This is a genomic window from Enterococcus pallens ATCC BAA-351, assembly GCF_000407485.1.
GTDB classification, from domain to species: Bacteria; Bacillota; Bacilli; order Lactobacillales; family Enterococcaceae; genus Enterococcus_A; species Enterococcus_A pallens.
Map to the genome: position 1 here is coordinate 457,054 of NZ_ASWD01000001.1, position 12,936 is coordinate 469,989.

8 protein-coding genes are annotated in these 12,936 nt (G+C 42.7%); 2 read left to right on the top strand and 6 right to left on the bottom strand.

The window, feature by feature from the left end:
* The 6 genes from I588_RS02235 to I588_RS02260 form a co-directional block, all read right to left on the bottom strand.
* Entirely contained in the window at positions 1-927 is a 927-nt protein-coding gene (locus tag I588_RS02235) for an NAD(P)-dependent oxidoreductase (protein ID WP_010757313.1), read from the bottom strand.
* Positions 928-1,122: 195 nt separating this feature from the next.
* Positions 1,123-1,491, bottom strand: a complete 369-nt coding sequence (locus I588_RS02240) for a PqqD family protein (protein WP_010757314.1) — start codon at positions 1,489-1,491, stop codon at positions 1,123-1,125.
* Positions 1,481-3,409 (bottom strand): OPT/YSL family transporter, encoded by a 1,929-nt coding sequence (locus I588_RS02245; protein WP_034693589.1) that lies wholly within the window; start codon positions 3,407-3,409, stop codon positions 1,481-1,483. The genes I588_RS02240 and I588_RS02245 overlap by 11 nt, the downstream gene beginning before the upstream one ends.
* A gap of 89 nt (positions 3,410-3,498) precedes the next feature.
* Positions 3,499-4,914, bottom strand: coding sequence for a dipeptidase PepV (gene pepV, locus I588_RS02250; RefSeq protein ID WP_010757316.1), 1,416 nt, complete (start codon positions 4,912-4,914; stop codon positions 3,499-3,501).
* 613 nt (positions 4,915-5,527) lie between these two features.
* Positions 5,528-8,152, bottom strand: coding sequence for a pyruvate, phosphate dikinase (gene ppdK, locus I588_RS02255; RefSeq protein ID WP_010757317.1), 2,625 nt, complete (start codon positions 8,150-8,152; stop codon positions 5,528-5,530).
* 163 nt (positions 8,153-8,315) lie between these two features.
* Positions 8,316-10,067: a glycoside hydrolase family 13 protein gene (locus tag I588_RS02260; protein WP_010757318.1), complete on the bottom strand. Its 1,752-nt coding sequence runs from the start codon at positions 10,065-10,067 to the stop codon at positions 8,316-8,318.
* Between the two features lie 439 nt (positions 10,068-10,506).
* Between I588_RS02260 and abc-f the strand changes: the two genes are divergently transcribed.
* A complete protein-coding gene (gene abc-f / locus I588_RS02265) occupies positions 10,507-11,997 on the top strand; it encodes a ribosomal protection-like ABC-F family protein (RefSeq protein WP_010757319.1) in 1,491 nt (496 codons plus the stop codon).
* A 116-nt stretch (positions 11,998-12,113) separates the two neighbouring features.
* Positions 12,114-12,860, top strand: a complete 747-nt coding sequence (locus tag I588_RS02270; RefSeq protein WP_010757320.1) for an SDR family NAD(P)-dependent oxidoreductase — start codon at positions 12,114-12,116, stop codon at positions 12,858-12,860.
* The last annotated feature ends 76 nt before the right edge of the window (positions 12,861-12,936 follow it).

A 12,936-nucleotide genomic window follows, 5' to 3' on the forward strand; every position in this document is an offset into this window, starting at 1 on the left:
CTAGCTTTCTTTCGTGTCTACATACGCTGCATCTAAAACGGGATTGCTTTGGTTCTCAATTAAATCATCTACATACGTTGCGACTACTTTAGAAATCGCTTTAGTGGCGGTTTGAAAGAAAATGCTAGGTGTGTTGTCGATCGTATAATGCAAAATTGAATCGACTTCATAAAGGGATTCGTCATCCTCGCTAGGTCGGCAGGTTTCGATAGCACCGTTGGTATCGCTGCTGATATCAATAATTAATGAATGAGGCGGCAGCTTTTTCAAGTCCGCTCTCGAAATAATGTGGTCTTCTCGCTCTTTGTCCCATTTTACGGCATTGACAATCACATCAAACTGCTCCAATTCCTTTTGCAGAAGTTTTTCCTGGTGGCGATTGTAAATCACCACTTCAGCCCCTAATTTTTCTAATAGGCGAATGGCTCCTTGCGCCACATTTCCCCGACCAATTACGGCTGCTTTGGTTTCCTCTGGTAGTTTCCCATAAAGCAAATAGGCATGCATAACGGCTGCCTCGCCAGCAAGTCGATTATTTTCCCAAAAGCAGTGACGATTGTCTTGATACATTCGTTCCCAAGCAATCATCTCAATGTCCCACCCGTAAAGCGGCTCCAATTTTCCTTGATTTGAGCTTGTATGAATCCAGCCAAACATTACTTGTCCGGCCTTTAATGCATCTAAATAGTCCGCTTCACCAATCTTAGGATCACAAATGATAGCTTGCTTCAGCACTTCGTCGCGCTGAGCCACTCGACAGCCTAGCTGTTCATAAGTCCCATCCTCAATTCCAAAATGTTTACCATAGCCTGTTTCAAAAACCAGCTGCTGTTTGTTTTTAATTCCTTTTATGTCTGCCGGCAGCAAGGCTCGGCGTTTTTCATTTGATTTATGTCCGATCACAAATCCCATCGTTCGTTTACTCATTGTTCTTCCTCCTTCTTCCAAGCATTTATTTACTGTCCAAAAAGTCTTGATGCTTAAGTCAGTTATCCTGAAATTTCTAGGTTCAAATTAATTGTATCACGAAGATTTTCTTTCACTAAATTTAAACTCTCACAGAAAATGCCGCCGCAAAAAAGAGCCTGCTTTACGACTCAGGCCGTAAAACAAGCTCTTTTATTAGCTTACTCGTTCAATATATTTTTCGTTTTTTTCCAAATGATTCAAGTACAGTAGCAGACGATCATACAATTGAGCGTTGGCTTCTTCATAGGCTTCACCTAAGCGTTCGCCAATCTCTCGCACATCGCGTTGCCCATCAATTTGCTGGAAGATAAAGCTGCCGTATTGATCCAGCTCCATCTCGGACGTTTCTGGAATCTTGTACTTGATTTTTCGCAGCATGCGCTGAATCCAAGCATTTTGTTCTTTGATTACAAAGACGATGCCATCACGGACTTCATAGTGCAGGCCCGGCTTCATCTGGTAGACACGATCCAATAATTGATCCGTTTCAGCATTGAGTGCAGCTGAAGTTTTATTTGTCATTAGCTTTCACATTCTTTACTTTTAACAAAGGCACTACAATCGCAACAACTAGAATAACCAGCAGTAAGAAGGCTGCTCCATTGCTTCCTAAGAAACCAGTTGGTGCTCCTGGAGTAACAATTCCCGTAACCTGTAAAATAATTCCGATCAAACCGATGATGGAACCACCAGCGATTAAACCAGAGGATAAGCTGATCCCTAAGGTAATCCGTTCTTCGCCAACCTCTTCTGTTTCTTTCTTGTTCATGTATTCAATGAACACTCGAATCAACGCACCCACTAGGATGATTGAAGTTGTTGAAATTGGCAAGTAGAACCCAATTGCGAAGGTCATAATTGAAACGCCTTGCAGCTGCAGAACGATCCCCATTACGATACCAGCAATAATCATGTGCCATGGCAGACTGCCTGAAGTAATACCAGCAGTTAAGGTTGCCATTAAGTTGGCTTGCGGCAAACCAAATGGTGGGTTAGCTCCAGTGATTTGCAATTGAGGAGTCAAGATAACCATCATACCCGTTACAATAATAACCCCGACAATATTAGCAATTACAAAGTAACGACGTCCTTCATTGAAGTTACCACCCATAACAAAAGTAACCTTTTGTGATTGTGAGTAACCACCACCAACCGAGATTGCTAGTACGATAAAGGTACCAAACAATAATAGCTGTTGCGTATTTTCAGCTGAAGTCCAGCCCATTACGACGAAAACCAAAGTCAAAATAACCATTGATGCGATTGTCATACCTGATACAGGCAAGTTAGATGTACCGATTGTTCCAGTCAAACGACCAGCAACAATTACGAATAATAGACTCAAGATGATTGACAAGATACCACCGACTAGAGCCATCGCTATGTTTCCTGTAATGACAAATCCCATAACCAATGCAACGACTGCACCGATAATTAGTGGAAGCATTCCGCCGCCGCCTTCAGAATCAGCGCCTTCTGTCTTACGACCCTTCATGGTTGCTGAAATAGATGAAATGATGGTTGGAATCAATTTAATAGCCCCGATTAATCCACCAGAAATCATCATACCTGCACCAATGTAACGAACGTATGAACCAGAAATTACAGCAAAGTCAGCTGTATTTAACAATTGACCTGCATTGTCCCAAATACTTGCATCACTGCCAGCCATTCCCATGAAGTAGCCTAACAATGGAGCAATCGCAAAGTTTGCTAGGATTGATCCAGCAAACATCAACAATGAGACATCCATTCCGACGATAAAACCAATACCAGCTAATAATGGGTTAACTTCGGTTTCAAATTTCCATTTGTAGAAGCTCTCATTTACATAGCTGATCACATTATTCATAATACCAAATACAGAGCCTGTCAAAACAGTAATAATACCGCCAATACCAAATCCGATTCCCATGTATTTTAGAGATTCGCCGCCAGTATCTGAAGCTACTAACGTTTCAGAGATGGCCATCGCTTCAGGGTAAACCAATTTACCGTGTTCATCCACCAGCATATAATCTTGAACTAAGGTAAATACGCCGACACCTAACAATACTGCGCCAACACCTAAAGCCACGCCTTCGAAGAAATTGATTTTCCCGCCAACTAAAATTACGGCTGGTAATACGAAAATCATCCCGCTGGCTACTGATTCTCCACCAGATGACATCAATTGCAACAAGTTTTTACCTAAAATTGTCCGTGGTTTAACAAATAGTGAAATTAAACCCGAACCAATAATTGCTCCCGGAATACCTGCGGCAACCGTAAGTCCTGCCTTCATCCCTGAATATGCAGTTGAGGCTGCGAATACCGCTGCTAAGATAATCCCTAGCGTTAAGATAATTCCTGAGCCTGATTTTTTCGGCTTGTCCTCTACGTATGGTACGTAGTCTCTCCCGGACACGCCGCCAAATGCGTCTTTCGACAATTTTTTCATTATCCGAAATTCCTTTCCTACCTTTTTCCCTAAGGTACACATGATGAAGGAGTCCTGCTTTTAAACAGGACTCCCAGCGCCTGTCATTTTTATTTTGCCAAACGGTAAATTGCGTCAGCGTAGATTGCAGTTGCTTTTAACAAGCTATCCACTGGCATAAATTCGTTTGGTTGGTGCATTACGTTTTCTTCTCCTGGGAACAAGGCGCCATAAGCAACACCGCGTTCCAGAATACGGCCATAGGTTCCGCCGCCGATTGATTGCTCTTCGCCTTTATTGCCGGTATGTTCTTCGTAAACATCCAATAAAGTTTTAACTAATGGATCGTCACCAGGTACATAGTGAGGAGTCTTGATGTCGCCGATAATTTCGATTGAAACGCCAGCGTCCTTCAATACTTCATTCATATTATCCAAAATGTCGTCTTTAGTGATTCCTTCAGGATGACGAACATTCAAGGTAACTTTCTTCACACCATCTTGCGTATAATCAAACAAGTTAGCAGATGAAGTCGTTTCTCCCATCACATCATGCTTAGTATAAGCATTCAGTTTCTTACCGTTGTAATCTAGATGCATGTAGTCAGCAACCACTTTTACATAATGAGCGCCTGAAGCATCTAAGTCATGATCAACTAAGAAGGTTGCCAAGTAAGTTGCAGCATTGATACCGAATTTAGGTTCTTGAGCATGAGCCCCTTTACCAATCGTTGTTAAAGTAATGTGGCCATTTTCTTCCTTGAATTCGCCATCCACTTCTTTTTCAGCAATAAATGTTTCAAAGGCAGCTTTCAAGTCAGCCGCTTTTGCTTCGTCATTTACCTTCAAGACAGCTGTTGCATCACCAGGTACCATGTTGGTACGCAAGCCTGATTTGAAGCTTTCTAAAGTGAACGCGCCAGTATCGCCTGCTTGATCTTCAAAGGTTACTTCATAAGACAAGATTCCTTTTTCACCATTAATAATAGGGAAGTTTGCATCTGGTGAGAAACCAACCTTAGGCATTTCTTCGACTTCCATGTAACGGTGAATGCCTACCCATTCGCTTTCTTCGTCAGTACCAAAGATAAAGCGGATTTTTTTAGATAATGGCAATTCTAAATCTTTAATAATTTTCATTGCGTAGTAAGCAGCAATTGAAGGTCCTTTGTCATCGCTGGAACCGCGAGCATACAATTTGCCGTCTTTTACCACTGGTTCAAATGGATCAGTATCCCAGTTGTCGTCAACTGGTACTACGTCAACGTGGCCTAACAAACCAAACATTTCTTCGCCGTCACCATAATCAATGTGACCAGCAACGTTTTCGATATTTTTTGTTTCAAAACCATCACGCTCAGCAATTTCCAATACTTTACGCAATGCTGCTGCTGGACCAGGTCCTAACGGTTCTTCCTTTGTTCCGTGTTCAACATCACGAACACTGTCAATGCGGAGTAAATCTTCCAGGTCTTTCATCAAATCATCTTTGCGTGCTTCGACTTCTTTTTGCCAATCAATTGTCATTTGTTAATCTCCCTGCTCTCTTATTTATTTAACGGAAATTTCCGTCAGTACGAATTAGAAAGTTCTTGCAGTAACACAGATTATTTTCCATCGGAGAACTAGCCGAACCCTCTTCCTATCAATAATCATAACCCAATTTTTTTTAAAAGAGTAATAATACGAACTAGGAAAACATGCTCCTCTGCTGCTCCATGAGAAAAATCACGTTATTCTAACATTTACAATCTTGCAGTTGAGTTCACCTCCCTAATCGGTTATTATAGCGTAAATAACAGGACGCGTCATTTCCCCTTGGATGGTTTTTAACAGAATCATCACAAAAAAGAAGGTGTCCGATTCACCAACCCCTGGTTATTCACGTTATCAAACAACCTGAAAAAAGCCTGTGTTACCAACGATAAATATTGAAATCTAAGGAAATTATAACGGATGTTGTATACGTTTTCAAATAATAATTCATTCATATTCGTTCTTTTATTCTCATCGAATTGTTAGTATATAAAATTTGCATGTGAATATAGTGTGAAAACAAAAAAATACCCCTCGATTTGTTTAAAAACAAATCGAGAGGCAAGCAAACGAAAAAGTATTTTTTTCATGAGGATAGCGTTTGTTATTGTTTGATCAAGCTCTTGACACCGTGCTGTGCAAGTGTCATCTTCGCCTGTGGAATTCTAAATGGTGAACAAGAAATGTAATTTATCGGCAGCTGATTTAAAAAGGCGATGGATTTCGGATGCGCTGCGGCTTCTCCGCAAATCCCAATCTTCAAATCTGGTTTTACTTGACGGCCTTTTTCAATCGCAATCTTCATCATGGCTCCAACGCCATCCTCATCCAGTACTTGGAATGGATCATCCTGCATGATCCCTGCTTCTAAATATTGAGTGACAATCCGCGGAGAATCATCCCGCGACAAGCCCAACACCATTTGCGTTAAGTCATTGGTTCCGAAGCTGAAGAAATCAGCATACTTAGCAATCTGATCCGCTACTAAACAAGCTCGCGGAATTTCAATCATTGTGCCAATTTGGTAATTTATTTCTTGCTCATATTGTGCTAAAGAAGTTTGAATCGCGGTTTCGATGGATTCCCGCACACGAGCAAACTCTTCTGCATCAATGGTAAATGGTATCATGATTTCCGGCTGAATCTCATAGCCCTGCTCATTCATAACCTCATAGGCAGCTTCAATTATCGCTTCCCCCTGCATTTGATAGATTTCAGGATAAGCTACACCTAAACGCAAGCCCCGGAAGCCCAGCATAGGATTGGTTTCAGCCAAGTTGTCTGTTTTCCGTTTTACTTCATTGAAGGTCTTGCCTAAATCCTTGGCAACCTCACGGCATTCGTCATTATTTTTCGGTAAAAATTCGTGCAATGGCGGATCTAGCAAACGGATGGTGGTGGCTTTGCCTTGCGCCGCTTGATAAATAAATTTGAAATCATCCTTTTGAACTTGCTTCAAATGCTTCAGTACCTCTAAACGTTCATTCAAGGAATCTGCTAAAATGAGGCGTCTAAATTGCAGTAAACGAGATTTCTCGAAGAACATATGCTCCGTCCGAGCTAAGCCGATTCCTGTTGCACCTAAGGCCATCGCTGTTTCGATATCTTTAGGTGTCTCGGCATTCGCCCGGACCTGGAATTTGGCATGACGATCCCAAATTTCGTGCAGATCGTCTAAAGCAACCGTATTGCTTAATTCTTCTAACGAAATTTCACCGAAATAGACACTCCCGGTCGTGCCATCTACTGATAGAATGGTGCCTTCTTGAATGGTTTCTCCCCCAACAATTCCTTGGTCCTCTTCCATTGTTAAAGCTTCACAGCCTACCACTGAACAGATTCCCATTCCACGGGCCACCACAGCCGCATGGGAGGTCATTCCGCCGCGAGCAGTGACTACTGCTTCACTGACCGCAATTCCTTCAATATCCTCTGGAGAGGTTTCTTCCCGCACTAAAATTACCTTTTCACCCCGCGCTTTAGCTAAGGTTGCTGAATCTGCGGTAAAGTAAGCTGCTCCGACGGCCGCTCCAGGACTGGCTGCCAAACCGGTTAAGAATGGTACGCGGTTCTTCAAGGTCTCTTCTTGGAAGCTTGGATGCAGTGATGCCTCTAAATCCTTAGCTTCTAGACGCATAACCAGCTCGTCTTCTGTAATCAGCCCTTCATTAAACATATCTAGTAAAATCGTAATTGTCGCCTTAGAAGTCCGTTTTCCATTACGGGTTTGCAGAATAAACAGCTTTTCCCGTTCAATCGTGAATTCCACATCCTGCATATCTTTGTAGTGCTTTTCTAAATTTTCGCAAATCGTTTTTAGCTGCTGGTATTGCTCAGGCAGATCATCCGCCAAGGTTTGGATCGGTTTCGGTGTTCGTACGCCAGCAACCACGTCTTCGCCTTGCGCATTGATTAAATATTCCCCAAAGAGCCCCGGCTCGCCAGTCGATGGATTCCGAGAAAAGACTACCCCTGTTCCTGAAGTCTCGCCGAAGTTTCCAAAGACCATTTCCTGAATATTCACCGCTGTTCCTAAATCATCGCTGATGTCGTGCAATCGACGATACGTCTTCGCTCGCTGATTATTCCAGCTGCCAAACACTGCTTCAATGGCCAGATATAATTGTTCAATTGGATCCTGTGGAAATTCTCGTTGAATGTTTTGACGATAGATTTCCTTGTATTCGGTTACAATTTGCTTCCAATGCTCTGCTGTTAATTCATTGTCAAACTCCAGCTGATGCACTTTTTTCAGCGCGGTGATCCGTGACTCAAATTTTTGATTGTCGATCCCCATTACTACGTCACCAAACATTTGCAGCAAACGACGGTAGCAGTCATACGCAAAGCGTTCATTCTGACTGTTTCTAGCCAAGGTCTCAACTGTTTGATCATTTAAACCTAAATTCAGTACGGTATCCATCATGCCAGGCATTGAAAATTTAGAACCGCTGCGGACGGAAACTAATAAAGGATTCTCAGCATCGCCAAAAGCCTTCTGCGTTTTCTCAGCCAGCTGATCCACGGCCTGGATAATTTGCCCCTTCATTTCTTCCGTTAAGACATTGCCTTGGTTTAGATAGCACAGGCAAGCATCAGTCGTCACAGTGAAGCCTGTAGGAACCGGCAAGCCCAATTTAGTCATTTCAGCCAGGTTTGCCCCTTTACCGCCAAGCAAGCCCTTCTGTTCTTTTGATCCTTCTGAAAATAGATAAACCCATTGAGTCATTACGTTTCTCCTTCTAATCGTTTATTTGGTATGAACTTAGTTTAATACGATACATATACAATGTCAATATGTGTATTAATAAAAGATATAAACGCATATTAAATAGCAGGATCGAAACAGAAAGACTGTTGTTCAACGCTAAACGTTGATACAACAGTCTTTCTTAGATCATTTCTACTACAAAACCATGAGGAGCCAGAAGATAATCCTCTTCAATAATTGTTTGCTGATTAAATAATGGCGCTCCTTTTTTGCTTACCAGCTGCTCTTCAGCCGTCTCATTAAAGATGCAGCGCAATGTTTTGCCTAAATAGCTGCGTTGGAAAATAATCAGCCGCTGCTTTTCAGTCCTCCAGCGTAATTGCCCAAAGCTTAAAACATCAGCGTATTTTTTTCGCAAATGAATCAGCTGCTGGAAAAATGCCAGTAATTCCTGATCCTGATTTTGATTTTCCCATGGCATACAGCGACGACAATCTGGATCATTTCCGCCAGCCAAGCCCACCTCTGTTCCGTAATAAATACAAGGTGTGCCCTTTTGTAAAAACATAAAGGTAAAAATACTGCGCAATAAATCCTTATTCCCTTCGCACAGCGTCAGCATTCGGGCAGTATCATGAGAATCCAACAGGTTGAAATTCACCTCGTTCGTCTGATCGCGATACAAAACCTGTTGATGATTCATACCATCCAGCATATTGGCCCCAGTGACTTCTGGGGTTAAGAAGAACGCCTTAATACTATCGGTGAAAGCATAGTTCATCACGGCATGAAATTCATCCCCCTGCAGCCACGCCTGAGAAGAATGCCAAATTTCACCTAAAATGTACAAGTCAGCCTTTTCCGCCAGCACGCGGTCATGAAATTTTTTCCAAAAATGATGGTCCACCTCATTGGCAACATCCAAGCGCCAGCCATCAATATCAAATTCCTTGATCCAATACGCAGCTATCTCCAGTAAATACTCCTGCACCTCCGGATTCGCCGTGTTCAGCTTCGGCATGTTAGGCACAAAGCTGAAGGTATCATAATTAATATTCTTGCCAAACTCAGAGTCAGGCAGCGGATCATAGTGTACCGGAAAGGAATGAATGTGAAACCAGTCGGCATATTTAGATTGGCTGCCCTTCTTCAATACATCCTGCCATTGTCTGGAGCTGGCACCTAAATGATTGAACACTGCATCCAGCATTACTCGAATGCCTCTGCTGTGGGCCTTATCCACCAATTCCTTAAACAGCGCCTTGTCTCCAAAGTGGGGATCAACCTCTAAATAATCCACCGTATCATATTTATGATTCGATGGCGCCGTGAAAATCGGACACAAATACAAGCCGTTAATCCCCAGCTCCGCTAAATAATCCAGCTTCTCAATGATCCCCTGCAGGTCACCACCGAAAAAGTCTTCACGATCTGGCTTTTTGCTGCCCCAAGGCAAGGTACCCTCAGGATCATTAGCAGGATTGCCGTTATTAAAGCGCTCGGGAAAAATCTGATACCAGACCGTTTGGTGAACCCACTCTGGTGCCTTAAAGCGATCAATCTCATGAAAGTACGGCATCCGGAAATAGGTACTATCCTGCTTCATGAATTCTTCTTGATAAGGGAAAATTCCCTGATCACAATAAAAATACTCATTTCCGGCGTGATCCTCTACATAAAAAGCATAAGACAAGCGCCGATACTCGCTGGAAACTTCAATTTCCCAATAATCATGGTGAGCGGTGGTTAACCCTTTGCCCATGATCGCTTTTTCTAAATACCATTTCTGATTAAATAAGTAGTGATCTCCACTGATTAACGCGACGGTTTTAACATCATCTTTGGCTGTTTGTAATCGAATCCGCATCGTATCCTGAGTATATAAATAAGCAAATTCACTCTCTGGCCGATGATAAATAGCAGCTATATTCACACATGCACCTCCTGGTTTTCCTTTATTCTATCAAAGAGTAAAACCTCAAAGCCATAAAAATGTCTACAAGTTTATAAAAAGTGTCACATTACAAGAAATTTTATGATATTATATTATTAGAAGATAGTTTATATCTTCGCCCTCGTTTTTTCTTACGAGGATCACTCCTGGGCGTAGTTGTTAGGGGAAGCAGCTACGTCCACTTTTTTTAAGACTGAGTCTCCCCATTATTTAATTTACTTTAAGAAACGAGGGATCATGCCGTTGAAAAACTAAGCGAATGTTGAAAGTTGTCTAACTGAACCACTTTGGTTGAAACCAAGGGGATGAGTGGGCAGATTTTCAGGATTGGCTTAATTTTTCAAGGTGGGGTCTCTTTTTTGTCGCCTTTTTTGCTATTCCTGAAAAGAACTGGATTTTTTTAACGAGGTGAGCACAAATGGCTACAATTAAAATTGAACACTTAACCTTTGGCTTTGATAAACAAGGAACGACGTTGTTTTCTTCAGCCAATTTAGTACTGGATACAAGCTGGAAGCTGGGGCTGATCGGCCGCAATGGACGGGGAAAAACAACCCTGCTGCATTTATTATTAGGCCATTATCCTTATCAAGGACGAATCGATCTGCCGGTGGAGGCCATTTATTTTCCTGCAGCCCTTCATGAAAAGGATCGATTGACCTATGAGGTTTTAGGCGATGCTGAAAACTTTGAATTATGGGAGTTAGAGCGGGAAATGAATCTGATCCAATTAAATCCCGAGATCCTGTGGCAGCCCTTCTCCACTCTGTCTGGCGGCGAACAAACCAAGGCACTGCTGGCGATGCTTTTCACTCAGGCTGATCGTTTTCCCTTAATTGACGAGCCTACCAATCACTTAGATGCCAAAGGACGGCAGCATGTAGCCGACTATTTGCAGAAAAAAAGCGGCTTTATTGTTGTCAGTCACGATCGCAGCTTCATGGACCAGGTCACTGATCATACTCTGGCGATCGAAAAAAGCCAGCTAGTGTTATACCAAGGGAATTTTTCTACCTACGAGGAACAGAAAAAACTGCGGGATGATTTTGAGCAGGCTCAAAACAGCAAACTCAAAAAAGAGGTTTCCCGCTTAAAACAAACCGCCGCAGAAAAAGCCGAGTGGTCTCATAATCGAGAAACTGACAAATACGGAAAGCCTTCCGAAAAAGGCAGCGGTGCGATTAACGACACCGGCTTCATTGGGGCTCGAGCCGCTCGCGTGATGAAGCGCTCCAAGAACCTTAATAAACGCATGAATGACCAAATTAATGCCAAGGAAGGCTTACTGAAGGATTTGGAGGAAGTTGATCAGTTAACCATGGACTATCAGCCCACTCATCATCAGCAACTGCTAAAAATAGAGAATCTGCGTTTGCGGTATCAGGAGGATTTGTTTCCTCCCCTCTCCTTTCAAGTAGATAAAGGCGAGCTCGTTGCACTAACTGGTCCTAACGGTTCTGGTAAATCCAGCATTTTTTCTTATTTATTGGACCAATTTGACGGTGAAATTGAAGGGACTAAGCTGCAGCCTAAGCAGCTGAGGATTAGTTACGTCCGACAAAATTACGAGGACAATCGGGGAACCCTGCAGGCCTTCGCGGAAGAGCATCAGCTAGATTATTCGGCCTTTTTGAATAACCTGCGCAAGCTGGGGATGGAACGAACGGTCTTTAATAACTTGATTGAGGAAATGAGCATGGGTCAGCGCAAAAAGGTTGAGCTGGCGAAGTCCCTATCGCAACCTGCCGAGCTTTATTTATGGGATGAACCATTGAACTATTTAGATGTCTTTAATCAGCAGCAGCTGGAGGAATTGCTGCTGCGGGTTCAGCCGGCTATGCTGCTGATCGAACATGATCGCCGTTTTTTAGAAACAATCAAGGCCAAACAAATTAGCTTATTTGATTAATGTTTATCCGATTACTTTTATTAAGTAGTCGGATTTTTTGTGTAAGCACTATTTTTGTCATTAAACTTAAAACTTGTTACCTTGAATGAGTAAACAAATTAAAGGAGGAATTTTTAATGAAGCGTTTTGAAGGCAAGGTAGCGATTATCACTGGTGGTTCAAGCGGGATTGGAGCGGCCTGCACCAAATTGTTTTACCAAGAAGGAGCAAAGGTAGTCGTCGCGGATATGAACGAAGACGGCGATGAAATTTTCCAGGAATTAGCTGTTGATGAAGCAAATGGTATTTTTGTACAAACTGACGTTACTGATTATCAGCAAGTAAAAGAAATGGTTGGCACTGCTGTAGAGAAATTTGGCAAGGTAGATATTTTAGTCGCCAATGCCGGAATGTCTAGCGATGCGCCCATCACTGAATTATCGCCAGAGGACTGGCAAGCAACGATTGATGTGAACTTAACCGGTGTCTTTCTTTCTGACAAGGCTGCGGTTGAACAAATGCTGCAGCAGGAAGACCGCGGAACGATTGTCAATTGCGGCTCCATTCATAGTGTTGATGCCCGTGAAGGAATTCCCGCCTATGCTGCCTCTAAGGGTGGCGTGAAGATGCTGAGTCAAACCATTGCAGCCAGCTACAGTAAAGAAGGAATTCGGGTAAATACTGTTGCCCCTGGTTATATCGAAACTCCTTTACTAGGTGACATGGATGATGAAGCAACTCAAGCCTTAGTAGACCTGCATCCCATCGGACGTCTCGGACAGCCGGAGGAAGTGGCTGAAGCAGTGGCCTTCTTAGCCAGCGATCAAGCCAGCTTTGTCAACGGAGCTACCTTATTAGTAGATGGTGGCTATACAGCCGTCTAAATAAACAAAAAGCCGATTTTTGCCTAATTGAATGGCAAAAATCGGCTTTTTAACAGCTAACGAAATCAGAACAATC